General features: G+C 55.5%; 10 protein-coding genes and 2 pseudogenes. 7 read left to right on the plus strand and 5 right to left on the minus strand.

Features of this window, described 5'->3' with window-relative positions:
* Positions 1–393 precede the first annotated feature (393 nt).
* Positions 394–954 (minus strand): cupin domain-containing protein, encoded by a 561-nt coding sequence (locus tag Q363_RS26115; RefSeq protein ID WP_051979350.1) that lies wholly within the window; start codon positions 952–954, stop codon positions 394–396.
* Positions 955–1,207: 253 nt separating this feature from the next.
* Between Q363_RS26115 and Q363_RS26120 the strand changes: the two genes are divergently transcribed.
* From Q363_RS26120 to Q363_RS26145, 6 genes and pseudogenes are all read left to right on the plus strand, one after another.
* The gene (locus Q363_RS26120; RefSeq protein ID WP_035356653.1) at positions 1,208–1,636 is read left to right on the plus strand and encodes a hypothetical protein; all 429 of its coding nucleotides are present in this window, start codon (positions 1,208–1,210) and stop codon (positions 1,634–1,636) included.
* Between the two features lie 234 nt (positions 1,637–1,870).
* The gene (locus Q363_RS26125) at positions 1,871–2,575 is read left to right on the plus strand and encodes a hypothetical protein (RefSeq protein WP_035356655.1); all 705 of its coding nucleotides are present in this window, start codon (positions 1,871–1,873) and stop codon (positions 2,573–2,575) included.
* Between the two features lie 170 nt (positions 2,576–2,745).
* The gene (locus Q363_RS26130; protein ID WP_157467572.1) at positions 2,746–3,780 is read left to right on the plus strand and encodes a hypothetical protein; all 1,035 of its coding nucleotides are present in this window, start codon (positions 2,746–2,748) and stop codon (positions 3,778–3,780) included.
* Between the two features lie 261 nt (positions 3,781–4,041).
* Positions 4,042–4,530, plus strand: coding sequence for a vWA domain-containing protein (locus Q363_RS26135; RefSeq protein ID WP_035356657.1), 489 nt, complete (start codon positions 4,042–4,044; stop codon positions 4,528–4,530).
* Entirely contained in the window at positions 4,499–6,436 is a 1,938-nt protein-coding gene (locus Q363_RS26140; RefSeq protein WP_157467574.1) for a hypothetical protein, read from the plus strand. Before Q363_RS26135 ends, Q363_RS26140 begins: the two co-directional genes overlap by 32 nt.
* Positions 6,437–6,611: 175 nt before the next feature.
* Positions 6,612–7,289 (plus strand): annotated as a pseudogene (locus Q363_RS26145) (IS91 family transposase); the annotation flags it as partial.
* 591 nt (positions 7,290–7,880) lie between these two features.
* Here Q363_RS26145 and Q363_RS26150 read toward each other — a convergent pair.
* Complete coding sequence (locus Q363_RS26150) at positions 7,881–10,178, minus strand: winged helix-turn-helix transcriptional regulator (protein WP_035356659.1); 2,298 nt, start codon at positions 10,176–10,178, stop codon at positions 7,881–7,883.
* A gap of 310 nt (positions 10,179–10,488) precedes the next feature.
* Here Q363_RS26150 and Q363_RS26155 point away from each other — a divergent pair, with 310 nt between their 5' ends.
* Entirely contained in the window at positions 10,489–11,355 is an 867-nt protein-coding gene (locus Q363_RS26155) for a retropepsin-like aspartic protease (protein ID WP_035356660.1), read from the plus strand.
* Positions 11,356–11,640: 285 nt separating this feature from the next.
* Here Q363_RS26155 and Q363_RS26160 read toward each other — a convergent pair whose 3' ends face one another.
* The 3 genes and pseudogenes from Q363_RS26160 to Q363_RS26165 form a co-directional block, all read right to left on the minus strand.
* On the minus strand, positions 11,641–12,681 hold the full coding sequence (locus Q363_RS26160) for a leucine-rich repeat domain-containing protein (RefSeq protein ID WP_245632477.1): 1,041 nt from the start codon (positions 12,679–12,681) through the stop codon (positions 11,641–11,643).
* A gap of 34 nt (positions 12,682–12,715) precedes the next feature.
* Positions 12,716–12,832 (minus strand): annotated as a pseudogene (locus tag Q363_RS46860) (hypothetical protein); the annotation flags it as partial.
* A 41-nt stretch (positions 12,833–12,873) separates the two neighbouring features.
* Positions 12,874–13,368 carry a hypothetical protein gene (locus Q363_RS26165; protein WP_157467578.1) on the minus strand — a complete coding sequence of 165 codons (495 nt, stop codon included), beginning with the start codon at positions 13,366–13,368 and terminating at the stop codon, positions 12,874–12,876.
* Between the last annotated feature and the right edge of the window lie 269 nt (positions 13,369–13,637).

Genomic DNA, 13,637 nt, shown 5'->3' on the forward strand with positions numbered 1-13,637 from the left:
GCCCTCTCGGATAACCTGAAAAAGCAATGGGCCACGAGTCCCAGATAGAACTATGGTTGGCACATGACCAACGTTCTGCTTGCTGGTTTCACAAGTCACTGGCATCGTCGCAAATCGAGTATGAGAACCACAGGGGAAGAACCCACAAGCGCTACGCGGTTGTCCGCAGCGTCCCGAGCCTTGGAGCGGAATGTGAGAACAATCCTGCTCAATTCCAAGGGGGCTGAAAATCAACAAAAATTCAGCCGAAGGCGAAGTGTTTTTTGTTGACTTTCCTTCTTATAGAACTTTACGGGGGCTACGGGATAGTTGCGGATAGCCCGTCACTCGGGCGGAACCTTGACTGCGCTGGGGGTCTCATCGATAAAGCACTTCGCGGCGATTTGGGCTGTCCTACTTATGACAAACGCCTTTGGGCTGCCAGTCGACGAAAGTGGTGGCCGGTTTAGAAGAGTCGTGAACAATGATGAAAAGTGCGTCCCGCTTTCCAGGGCCAACCATGTTCAATTTCATGGGGGTATCGGCCGGGGCAAACATAGTTTCGCCTGCGCGAGCACGCACCGTTCGACCAGGAAGCTCCAGGCACTGCTCGCCAGTGAGCAAATACCACGTTTCCGGTCCGGAGTGTGTATGCACTGGGACAATGGCTTCCGGGCCGAGGTTCGCTTGATAGACGACGATCTCGTAGCTGGGCCCAGAGGGAATCGACGGGAGTTGGTTTGTCTCCGTGACGAACGTTCCACCTTTCGACCGATTACCCTTGGAGGAGAGGGTGAGGAGCCAGACCTTGCCTGTTGCTTCTACTACCGCACTCGCGGGAGTGGCGGCACTTTGCGCGGCCTCTTTCGTCGAGAAATTCTCGAACCGCCAAACAAGAGGACCGGACGGCAGGACAGAAAACTTGGCGTGTACAAGAATGGCGCAATCCGTGTTGGGGGGCCGCTTTCCTGGCATGGGCGACTCGTTGCAGTCTACTGCGCCATGTTCATGGCCAACGGGCCGATTCGTTTGAGCAAACACCCACCCAGGCGCTATCAGGGTAACGCAAATACAGACAGGAAGTAGCAAACGTGGCATGCACAGCCTCCGCAAGCCTTCCGATAGTACACGATTTTCATCCCTATGGGTGGGCCGCAGGCCCATGCATAACTCGGAAACAATCCCGCCGACTAACGATCCGAACTTGATGCCCTATTCTGTGGAGACTATGGTGCTGCCTCAAGAGATCGCGAAGGACATTACAGAGATTCTTCCCCACGTGAAGCGCGGAACCCTAAGGTTCTGGGGCAAATGGTTTGGGAGGCCGTTCGACAATTACCATTTGCTTGTAGCGTGCGATGCCACCGACGACTGCTTACACCTGCGATTCAACGAGGATGAAGTCCTAGCTGTCTGGAATCCAGCGGATGTCGAGATCAATGAGACAACGTTTCGGATTGGCAGCGCCACAGAAGTTCGATGGACTTGGTATCACTATGGCCGTCCTAAGACCCCGGAGAATCTACGATACTGGGATTACGCGCGACAGGAGGGAAAGATCGCTTTCCGAACCAATTGGGACACGATCCCCGGAAGCGGTTGGCTAGAGCAGAACGCAGCGTCCTATCCGGCTGTGGAAATGCCGGACTCGGCGTGATCGGGACAACGAGTCTAATCTGCAAAGCGGAGATTCCTACGTAGTAGTTCCTGAAGTTCCCGTAAAACGGGGTTTTCGCCAAGTTCGGCTCGCTGGCCGTGCTCGCCATGTGAACTTGGTCAAAACGCGACTTTGCGGGAACCACAATGACGCGGTCCGATCCGGTGTGGATAGCAATAAGCTGATAAATTGAGGTCGTCAGGACAACCGCTGCAAGAGAGATAAGGAGTTAGCATGCGGAAAGCAGCGACTGCCATCAGCCTCGCCTTAGCATTCCTCCTTGCGGCCCCTCTCGCAAGTGAGTCGGTCGTGAGCCACTATCGTCGCTGGCAGGCCGCCAAACTCCTCGCCACAGTCCGCGGATTCCATCCCGGCACTACTACCGAGGCACAGGCCCGTGCAGCCCTCAAGCCATTCACCCGTTACGAAGAAATATCAGACCAGCAACGCGAGGGAATAGCTGTTCGCCAAGTCTATTATCAGTTTTACAACTCGACTGAGTGGAGCAATTCCCTCGCGTACCACCTGCGATTTCTTCCATTACGCATTACGCTTCCTTGGACCCTATTCACGGTGCACCTCGACTTCGTTGATGGCTTCCTCGCTGAGATTCACATCACTGAAATGCAGCAGGACCAACCCGGCTACCCTCATCCAAACTCCGCATCGGTTTCCATACTCTCAACCCGACTTGGTCCACTGCCCAAAAGCCCCTTTGGTCCGCCTCCTGCCGACTTCACCGGTTACGCCGAACACTCTCAAAGCACTGGTGGCGTAGACCAGAAAGGAAACTGGACCGGCTTTAGCTGTTGCCATGCCAGATTCATCGAAATGGACGAGCGAGCGACCCCAGTCCAGTTCTCACAATCGCTGAACTTCCAACTGCATTGCCTAACGTCCTTCCTGCGTTGCAAAGACGATCGCCAAATACTGCCGTGAGACGTTCAGCGCCGGTCCTAACCTAGGACTGATGCCCGAGAAACGGGGTTTTGAGAAAGTTCCCGGCAAGTTACCGAAATCCAAGACTTTCCGGGAAGCGAGGGTGGCACCTGAACCAGTAGACTTCTGAAATGGATCGTCTATTGGCATTGTGGCTCACAAGAATTTTCATGCCTCTCGTCCTGATTGCGCCGCCAAGAGCGGATGCTCAGATTCGTCTGATTAAGCAGCTTTCGTTGGGTCCACGTCATCCCGCGTTCACGTTGCTGGATTTAGAAGGGAGGTTTCAGCAGCAAGCGTTAGAACTGACGCCATCGGGTGACTTGCTAACTTTCAGCCCGAGACCTGATGGAGTCTGGGAGCTTGCGCGGGTGCATGGCTGGAACACGTCTAAACCGATCATCGATCATATCAAGCTCACGGGCTATTTCTCATCTGCTGACCGGCACGACTTGGAGAATCTCACGGTCAGTATCTACGTGACCTCGGACGGCGCACACGCTATCTGTGTTGGCAGTGCCGAGTGGCTGAGGCGGGAGAGTGGGCGACCCGCCGGAAAGGCGCGAACAGACAGCATCATAACTGTCGTAGATCTTGCAACGTTCAGGCCAATAAATTCCTCCCGTTTGAAGGCCGCTGACTCTAATGAATATCAGTCGATCGAGATGGATGGGAAGGGGCGACTTCTACTCGTCAACTCTTCGTTTGGAGAGAATCGTCACGGCGAATTTGCATCGCTCGAAGTTCCCTCACTGCGGGTGGGACCGAGCTGCAAGTATGACTACGCAACCAACAAACAGCAGGGGGAACAACTTTCTCCGGTTACAGTTGAGAGCTGTAAGGAGTATTCGGGTTCTGAGACCTTGGAGGTCTTCCTGAAAAAGCTCGGGTCTTACGTCCCGACTTCTTCAGGATTCCTTTGCAAAGACAAGAAAGCCGAATATTGTCCGCAGCCAGATCGGTTTACCCCGGATCACCAATTCGGCCTCGGGATACGGAGCGAAGGGCGGGACAACATCTTCGGTAGCTGGGTGCAGACCCGCGCAACCGCTATTCTCTTCTCTACCGCGACACTTACAGAAGTGGCTGAACTCGACCTGACACATATACCTCCGTTCGTGAAGTTGGCTTCAGTAGACGGGCGCAGCTACCTGCTCCTGGTTCGAGATGGCTCAGAACTCAGCGTCTATCAACTTCCGACTTGATATGTTGATGGCTGAATTTCGAGGCCAGCTGAGAAAGCGGCCTTCGCGGTTCCCGAAAAACGGGGTTTTGAGAAAGTTCCCAGCAAGTTACCGAAATTGAGACTTTTCGGGCACAACGGGACTTCCGTTATTGCCCGTGATTCGGGCACAATCGGAGAGACGGTGACGATCCGTGCGGGTTGACCTGTCGAATCGGCTTCGGCAGACGGTCGTAGGCGAAAGCCGTATACTCGCTCGTGCCATCTGGAGGCGAAGAAGGCGGTGCGCGGATTTTACCAATTACCTCTGTCTGGATTCTGTTTTCTGGTAATCCTCGCTGCTGCTCTTGGACAACGTTCAGTCCCAACTACGCACAAGCCGACTGCAATTGGCACGGGAAATCCGGAGCTTAAACAGCGAAAGGAGCTTCCGAGTGAAGCGGTCAGTGCCGAAGGGCTCATCCGTCTCGACGCAACAGTAACTGATCAAGCAGGTAAGGCAGTAGCCGGACTTCAGCGCGTTGATTTCAGTCTGTTCGACAATGGCCAGCCGCAGAGGATCGTTGCTTTCCGCGCATCGAAAAGCCTTTCGGCCAACGCCGATGATTCACTTTCTGTCATCCTTCTCCTTGACACTTTGGGTCTGCCACCGGACCTTGCTGCCTTCGAACGGCAACAGGCGGCGCAATTCCTGCGGCAGAACTCCGGCAAACTGGCTCAACCAGTGACCATTTTATTCGTTGGAAGATTCGGGATTTTTTCTTACATCTAAGCCGTCGACGGACGGGGAAACGCTTGCCAGCGATGTCGATTCCGATAACAAAGTTGATGCATACTTTCTTGCTCCCCGCGTACATTTGCCGTTCAAGGCAGTCGCCGACACCTCGCTCGTCAGCTTCCCCGCATTAGCGGGACTGAGGGCGCTAGGAACCATTGCCGCTGCAGAGGTTGTCCGGCCAGGCAGAAAGCTGCTCTTCTGGATCGGACCCGGTCTAGGTAATCGCGGAACCGGAGCTTTTGCTCCCGATGGCACAGGGTTACTCGGAAATTCCATTCCAGGCGCGCCGCTGGGTTATTCCACCTCCGGCACGAAGGGTGAAGAAGTAAAGCGTGATCTCTTCGATGGCACAGGGTTACTCGGAAATTCCATTCCAGGCGCGCCGCTGGGTTATTCCACCTCCGGCACGAAGGGTGAAGAAGTAAAGCGTGATCTCTTCCAAAAGACCTTATGGTTCTCCACACTCATGCGTCAGGCTCGCGTCACCCTCGAGTGTTTGTCGATAGGTGAAGACAACCGCGTGTCGCCTGCCTGGAACCCGTCTCTCGCAGTTGTATCGTCGGCTCAGCAAGCAAGCTGGATGAACCTATTCAAGAACGTTTTGGCCGTGCAGAGCGGCGGCCAAGTCCCGTCCCCGTCCAAGGACTTAGTTGTGCTGATGAACGACCGCATCGAGAACGCCCGGATTTTTTACACTTTTACCTTCGATCCCCCTCTCACGGCGCACGCGGACGAATATCACTCACTGAAAGTAGTGCTAAGGCTGCCGACTCTCACTGCTCGCACATCCGCCGGTTACTATGATCAGCCGTTTTACAACGATCCTCCCTATCCCGGGATCCAGCATCTAACGGTGGCGCAGCTTGAGCAAATTTTTAAGGCAGGCCACGGCGACAACTCGGTAGCCCGGCAGCTTTCAGCCCTCGTGCTAACCGATCGGCTCAGTCATACAAAGCTTCAGTCACTCTTGGCAGAGGTGCATGATCAAAAGCTTCGCAAATCACTTGAGATGATTGCCGATGAATCTACATTTCTCGATCCGCCGTCTGCGGAAATCTCCGCCGATCCGCCGCCTGATCAGGCTGAGCAACTGCGAATGCTGACGGCTGCCGCCGATTATTTGGGCCGTGTCATTCCAACGTTGCCCAATTTGTTCGCGACCCGTACGGCGGTTTACTACCGCGAGGTGGCTCCTTATCCCGGACTCAACGAAACAAATGTGTCAGAGCCTCTTCATGCTGAGCAGCAATCAAAAGAGACCGTACTCTATCGCAAAGGCGAAGAGATTGTAAGTAGTGCGTCGCCGCACACCGGGACCGAGGTATACCCTTTGCGAACATATGGCACCTTTGGCCCGATTCTCAACGTGCTGCAAGCCGTGTCGAAGTCGTCTGGCGACGTCACCTGGGGATGGTGGGAAAAGAACACCAACGGACGCCGCGCCGTATTTCGTTACCGGATAACGGGTACTCCGACTTTGGATCTGATTGGGTGCTGCTACCCAAATGCAAATGGCAGTAATGACGCTCGGATCGGAATCTCTGCTGATGCGCATGGCGAACTTGTCATCGATCCTGGGACTGGCGCGATACTTCGCGTTCAGACGGAATCCGATTTGCCCGGCTTCGTTCCGACGAAGCGCTCGGACATGATGGTGAGCTACGGTCCGGTGGAGATCGGCGGCAAGACGTACATTGTGCCCCTCCGCAGCGTGAACATTTGGAGAGGACGCTACGTGGCTATGCTTCTTCAATGGAATGTCGGTTTCGCCGTTTGGGGGCCTTACGAAACGCAGATGAACGTCTTCACCTTTGATCAGTACCACGTGTTCCGCGGGAACGCGCGCATCATCCCTGGTTTCGAACAGGTACCCGACAAGGGATCGACTGCTCCGCAGTAAACTTCAATTGAGCCGGCCGCTACCTTGATTCAAAGCGGCTCGCTCCGACCAGCGCTATCGAAGACGTGACGGCAAATGAACACTGTAACGGCGCGCTGACCAGTTGAGCCAGAAAATCAACGCGCCCACGAAGGCTAGTGATTTATAAATCCTTCTGGATGGTCGGCAAGGACGGAAACACTCCCGCTGGATCTCCTCCCGCCGCTCCTTCTTTCTCCCCATCAAGGTGCTCAGCCGCGTGTTCCGCGGCAAGTTCGTCGCCGGACTCAAGAGCGCCTTCCATACAGGCACACTCCAGTTCTACGGCAACCTCGCACCACTCGCAGCCCAGGGGACCTTTACCTCCTGGCTCAGACTCCTGTTTCGCCACGACTGGGTCGTCTACGCCAAGCGCCCCTTTGGCGGGCCGGAACACGCGCTGCGTTATCTCGGTGCCTACACCCACCGCGTCGCCATCTCCAACCACAGACTCGTTGCCCTCGCCAACAGCAACGTCACCTTCCGCTGGAGAGATTCCGCTCACGCCAACAAGAAGCGGCTCATGACCCTGCCCGTCGATGAGTTCCTGCGCCGCTTCCTCCTCCACCTGCTCCCGCGCGGCTTCGTGCGCATCCGCAACTTCGGCTTCCTCGCCAACCGGTACCGCGCTGCCCTCCTGCCGCTCTGCTTCCACCTGTTCCACAGCGCCGGACTGCCCCGACAGATAGAGGCAGCGCAGACTTCAACCCATACCCGCTCCGCACCGCTCTGGAACTGCCCTGTCTGCGGCGGAACCATGCACGTCGTCGAACACCTCTCCGCAGCTCAACTCCTGCTTCGCTCTCCTCCGCTGTCCCGCGAGTGTGCCGCATGAACCCACAGTTCCAACCTCGACCTGCTTACCTGCTCCGGCACGCACAGAGTCCCTGCGTCGCATCTCGCTCCAACGCACTCGAGACCACCGCTTCACCCTCTTTCTGCTGCCTCATCCATAAGCTTGCCTCCGCGAACTCTTCCCGCAATCCGTATCCGCACCACGCACCCCTGACCTCCGATACCCTCGGCCTCGACGCAGCACCATTCAAATCCCATAGCAAACCAATTGCCAGCGGCTTCCTTCTTACGGTGAAGTCGCAACTGGGCGAGGGCTTCACAACGACACGTTTGCGAAGTCGCTGTATCCGAAGCGCCCTCACAGCGCTTCAATCAGACCAACTGAAGAAAATGGGCGCTCCAGATACAGCACTAGGACTTTGCGGGCACTACGCGGGTTACTTCCTGTGTGCCCGTCATCCGCCAGGAATTCGGTTATCGAGCGAAACGTCATAATGAGTGACTTAGCGATTCTCGCCAACTGATCAGTTGGTATTGTCCTGATGTCACGAGACAGCCAGTTCACTGGGGAAACGGGTGATTCCGGCACATGTCACGAAACCAGGAAAGAAAACCGTGTCCGCTCCGAGGCTCACCTCTTCTTCAACTCCGCGTCCCAGTTCGTGACGAGGGTGAGCGGGACGGTACCAGCCGCAAAGCTGGTCTCCGTGAGCAGAAAACGCCGTCCATCCGCGGTCACGTCAAAGGGGCCAGAAATCTCCGCGTTGTTGACTAGATGAAAGAGCGCTCGTGGAGACCCAAGCGAGATATCGTCGGCCTTTTCGTCGACGCTCACCGCCATCATGCTGTTTTGCAGCCCAGAAAAGTAAAACAGCTCTCTGCCGTCACTGCGCCAATGCGGAAATGTGCCGCCCTGCGGCGATACCTGGTATCTGCGTGTGACTTCGGGGAAATGGGTGATGTAAACCTCATTTTGGCCGGTCTCGTCCGAGACATAGGCAACCCACTTGCAGTCGGGAGAGAAAACGGGCGAACGATTCGCTGCGAACTGCGACTGAACTAAAGCAAAGGGCTTCCGGTCTCCGGTAAGGGGAAGTATCCAGACTGAGGTCTGCGAACCCGTTGTGGTTTGCTCATAGGCCAGATACCGGCCATTCCGACACGCTGACCAAAGTATCTCAGATACGCCAGGCGTCTCGTGAACCGTCTCCACAGCCCCCGTTCCGTCGCTCTTGATACGAGAGATGTATGGTGCACCCTTTAGGATTGAAGTAAACAGCACAAATCGGCCATCCGGCTGCCATACCGCAACTTGTTTATGTCCTGGACCAGAGGTCAGGCGGGTCTTCGTGCCGCGGCTCAGGTCGTAACTCCACTGATCAGAACTCAAACGGGGGCTGAGGTCAGTCACGACTACCTGGGTGCCATCCGGTGACAGGGCAGGAGCGACGGGCATACCAGTATCGAGCGGATCGCCGCGCCTTCCGCCACGGTCGTACCAGGTAAGAGCTACGGACCCGCCGGGACTGGCGGGATAGTAGGCGAACACACCTGCACGAGAGGCGGTAAACGCCGGGCGTGTGCCGAATCTGGATTCCACGCGGTCCGGCAGAACGGTGGGCTCACCTGTAGTTACAAGCTTCCGTTCGTCGAACGGCTGCGCCACGAGGGAGCGGTCGTCGCGCAAATACAGAATGGTTCCACTCGACTCGAAGACGGATCCAAAGGTCGTCCGGACCACCATGTGATGGTCCTGCGAATCCAACGACCCGGCGTAGATTCCATTGATTTCGGGATTCGGATTGTTGATCACCTGGAAGAGAAAGTGCCTTCCGCCGGGAAGAAATATGGGGTTACGATGACTTTCTCCGCGGCCCGTGTTCAATTGTGTGACCTGTCTTGGGGTGCCGCCGTTGGCCGGTATTTGATACAGCCCCGAGATACCTAACGGTGAGAACAGGATGATTCCGCCCGGACTCCAGGTTCCGCCCTTTTGCCTCAGCGCATCACAAAGTACCTGCAGCCCGCTTCCGTCGGAATCGATTCGCTTGAGTTTCCCCCCGGCAAAAAATCCTATCGAGCGGCCATCGGGAGACCAGAAGGGATCGGTGCCCCCCTCGGTACCGGGAAGCATTCTCCCTTCGCCTGCATCGTTCAGGGCACGCAGCCAGAGGGAGCGCTTCCCTTGGGTGTCCCGCACGGGGGACACAAGAAGCTTTCCATCCGGAGCGATGGCCGGAGGTGACCCTCCGAAGCCGACTATTGCGAACTGGCGATCTGGAGGAGGCAAAATGGTGGAACGCACAACGGTGTTGGCAGATGCCGCATTTTTGAGCTTGATGTAAACGAAGCCCATCGCCACCAGAGCGCCTAGAAGAACCCCAGCAGCCCCCCAGGCAATCCGCACAGCGCGAGAGCCTCGCCCAGTGACGGCGGGCGTTCCTGGGATGCGGCGCAGCAACAGAGCAAGTCCCGGAAGAGCGATCCATGCTCGACGGTTCTGCCACCACCTGCTCAGTATGCTCAATGAAGTGAGCTCAGTTCCAGCTACTTGCAGTTCGTCCGATGAAACTGCGAACTGGGAGATCTTCTTGACATGGGCGATGAAGCGATAGCCGCGCTTTGAGACCGTCTCTACATATTGGCTTTCATCCTGCCCGGGGACGTCGCCGAGAGCCTTCCGTAGTAGGGAGATATTCCGGGCCAGCGTCACCTCTTCAACGAACATGCCTGGCCAGAGCGTCTTCATGAGGTCGTCTTTTTCGACGAGGAGGCCGTGGCGTTCGACCAGGATGACCAGCGTATCGAAGATCTTTGGCGACAGACGCAGGTCGCGCCCGTCGCGGAGCAGGCGACGCTCTGCCGGGTCCAATTGAAAAGGACCGAAAGAGTAAATGAGGCGAGATTCCGGATCCTTTAACAGTTCCAAGGATGGCCTCCGATGACTGCATTCCGAGGAGAGTCCCCAAGATTAGGCGAGAAACCCCTTTATTTCAAGCGCAGTCAATAATTCGCGAGAATTTTAGCAAAGAAATATCAGGATTCTGCCAAGACTTGGGGGCAGTACCTGGGCGAGGGTCGGCTCACGCGATGTTTTGCGATTCGAGGTGAGCCTGATGACTTCCTTCCGTCTATCCAGTCGGATTCTCGCACTTCTCTGTTTCGCCTTGTCACTCTCGACTTTCGTACCGGGGTTTGGACAGCCGATGCAGACCAGGTTCAGGACTGCGGGAGAGTCGATGATCATCGTGCCCCTCACGATAAACGGAATGGGGCCCTTTGACTTTCTGCTCGACACCGGCAGCACCCGCACGGTGCTCGACCAAAAGCTCGCGGAGGAGCTTCACCTGGAGCCTGCTGGAAGGGCGACGCTCGAGTCGCCGGATGGAGCGGCAGTCACCACCGTCGCCCATACAGATTCGGTTTCGATGGGAGGCGCAACCGTGCGGAATCTGAATATGGTCGTCATGAGCCACTACGATCTTCTGCCTAAGGTCCGTGGCATACTCGGAGAAGATTTCCTGCGCTATTTCGACATCTTAATCGACAATCGTAGACATCTGATCCAGTTCGAGCGCGGCCCTGGACCTCTAGGAGTTATGTTGTCCGGTGAGCACCTTCCCTTAAGTGTCTACGGTTCGGATGGGGAAAAGCTCACTTCGGACCGACTGGTCGTGATGGGGCAACTGCGCGAATTCTACGAATTTGGACACAAGGACGCGAAGTTACAACTCGATTCCGGGACCCCGCATCTCCTGCTTTGCTCACAGGTCGGCAGAGCAGGGGTTTGGCAGAATTCGGCGGCCTTTGAGGGTATCCACGGAAACAACTTTGCTGCCGATGCGCAAAAGGCTCTTCTTCGGCTTGGGCACAGGCTCTTCAAAGTTACAGTCGTTGTACCGGCACAGAATATTCCCTCATTCGGCGTGGATGGATTCTTGCCAACCTCATTGTTCAGCTCCATCTTTATCAGCCATTCGGGAAGGTTTGTGATCCTCGATCCATCTGCAAAACCGAAGCTCGCGCAGTCAAAGCCCCCATTTCGTACAGATACAGCGATCCCGGATGGCACCTCTTTGCTGATACCGTCCCGGACACCAGAATGATTCGATCAGAAATACAGGTTCCCTGCGCATCGAGCGTTCGTCACGGACCGGTATCGAAAATGTTGGCTTCTGTTTTACCGATCTTGATCTCAATTGCTGATAACAGGGCGAGGCACTCATCCAGACAGATTGAAGGTCGAATCGCGGGTTTCGGTCCAATTGTCGGCAAACCGGAAACAATCCCAACGCTGGCGGCTTGTCACTTTGGAGTGCATGAAAAACCGGGGTTTTGAGAAAGTTCCCAGCAAGTTACCGAAATCCCGAACTTTGCAGGAACTCGAATCCTTAGCCTGTGTGAATATCCTCCATGTATTTGGCTGGAGCATACCCCAGCGATTCGATCCGGTTCTGGAGTCCATCGTCTTTGCGCTTTCCGTAGCCGGTCAGAGACACTTTTTTGAGACTCTCAGGAAGTTCGCGGAGGAATGCATCAGGTTCGATCGCCGTTTTCCCTACGAAGAGGTATTCGAGGTGGTGTGCGTGTCGCGTTCCCTGAAGCTCGGAAAATGTCTTGCAATTCCAAATGGATACCCACCTCAGATTGGGGCCTCTATCCAAATTCAGATTCTGGAGTTGCAGCTGGTCCTCGACTCGAAACTCCTCAATCTTGGGGAACAGCGCTAAGTCAATCGTGTTCATGCCGCGAACGCGAAGAACTTCCAGATGTTTGATTCCATCGTGTGCCAACTCCTCAAGATTGTTACGGCCTCCAAGCAGCAACGTTAGCGCGGACAGACCGTGAAGCCCGCTGACGAAGCCTAAGGACTGGCTCTTCTCGATGCAACTGAGCGAAAGTTCTTTGATTGAGTGAAGGCGACCTACGGATTCGATGTTCCGCTTCTGCGCTGAGAGAAATAGGGTCTCCAGTCGCTCGTAGCCCACGAGCGGGGCTAGGTCAATGTTGTTCCTCCGCGATTCGGCCAGTATCAGCTTGCGTACGCCGAACAACGATGGCGTATTCAAGAGGTCGGGCAGATCAGATTCGAACACCCCGAACGAGAACTCTTCCAAATGATCAAGTTGTCCAATCTGAGCGACGTTTGAAATACCCGCAAGGCAATCGAGATTGAGTGAGCGCACTTCAGGAACGCGCCGCAGGTGACTACAATCAAATTGGCTTCCGTAATGCGCCCAAAACCGAACATTGACTTTGACTCCGAATGTTCTGCAGGCTCTATTCACATCTTCGAGGATCGAAGGACTGTATGCGCCATATCTCTTGTCGAAAGAAACATCGCATACTCGGGATGCACTGACTCGACCAACGGAACATTGTGCTGCAGCTTCCGATCGAAATCTGCATGCCAAGGGGTTTTGCCAGATCACTCTCAACAGCGTCGTAGATGTTTTTCCCTGTCAGCTTCTCAAAAGCCGTGCCTGCCGCGTTGAAGTCCCAGTTGTTATAGGCCCATGTAGTACCTGGGAGGACTGAACCTCGACGCGGCTCTATCCGGTCCCTTAGGGCAAAGGAGATCAAAAACGTGGTGAATCGGCTGATTTGTTTTGTCGCGCTGTCTGCTAGGCCGAACTTGTTGGCGCCAGGACAGTCTGAGCAAGATTGAGTCTCTTGCTCTCCGTCACATCGTACTGCTGTTGGGCACGGTCAATGAGCGTCTCAAAATTGAACTCATCCAGACGAGAGTCCGACCTGGAGGCCACCAGAAGTGCTTTCCAGAGGCACAATTTGCCATGTATGCCGAGCACCAGCAACTCTAGCGACTCGAACATCGCGAAGTCTGTTGAACCTGTATGGCCTAGTTTTAGACGCCCTGCTTTTTCAAGAAGCCAGCCGCTGACTTCTTTGATCGCGCTTGGACCCGAGCCAATCTTCTCGGCGATGGTTCGGAGGGTGCGATCGTCAGCCTGAATCTCCGGGAGCAACGCTCCGGCGAAATCCCGGAACTGTTGATCGTCATGCTGATCGTGCATTGCTTCAAGCAGCTGAAGGGCTATACGGGCACCACCGAGGTGGTCGTTTACATAAGTGGTAAGGGGCTCGGCCATGGTGGACACCTCTCGAACCTGACAGATGAATGCGCTGGAAACGTCTACAGTTCACTAATTGCACTAATTGAGATGCCGACTGCGCCTTCCGCAAGATGTCTGCCGCAGAAAGCGGCCCACGGATTTAGACAACGGGGCATCCTAAATCGCATCAGGCAAGGAGGTGTGGCGTTTCTGGACAGTACCGAAACGCGGTGAACCGGGTTCGGAAATGGGGACGAACCAAAGGAGGTGTGGTTTGCTTGCGGGTCACTCAAAGAGCCGGGCGCGTCCACCTC

This window comes from Edaphobacter aggregans DSM 19364 (assembly GCF_000745965.1).
In the GTDB taxonomy this organism is placed as follows: domain Bacteria; phylum Acidobacteriota; class Terriglobia; order Terriglobales; family Acidobacteriaceae; genus Edaphobacter; species Edaphobacter aggregans.

What these genes read in the sequence shown, in the direction of transcription:
- Q363_RS26125 (WP_035356655.1), top strand. Translation starts at nt 1,871, where the DNA reads ATGCGGAAAGCAGCGACTGCCATCAGCCTCGCCTTAGCATTCCTCCTT.
- Q363_RS26155 (WP_035356660.1), top strand. Translation starts at nt 10,489, where the DNA reads ATGATCATCGTGCCCCTCACGATAAACGGAATGGGGCCCTTTGACTTT.
- Q363_RS26130 (WP_157467572.1), top strand. Translation starts at nt 2,746, where the DNA reads ATGCCTCTCGTCCTGATTGCGCCGCCAAGAGCGGATGCTCAGATTCGT.
- Q363_RS26120 (WP_035356653.1), top strand. Translation starts at nt 1,208, where the DNA reads ATGGTGCTGCCTCAAGAGATCGCGAAGGACATTACAGAGATTCTTCCC.
- Q363_RS26115 (WP_051979350.1), bottom strand. Translation starts at nt 954, where the DNA reads ATGCCAGGAAAGCGGCCCCCCAACACGGATTGCGCCATTCTTGTACAC.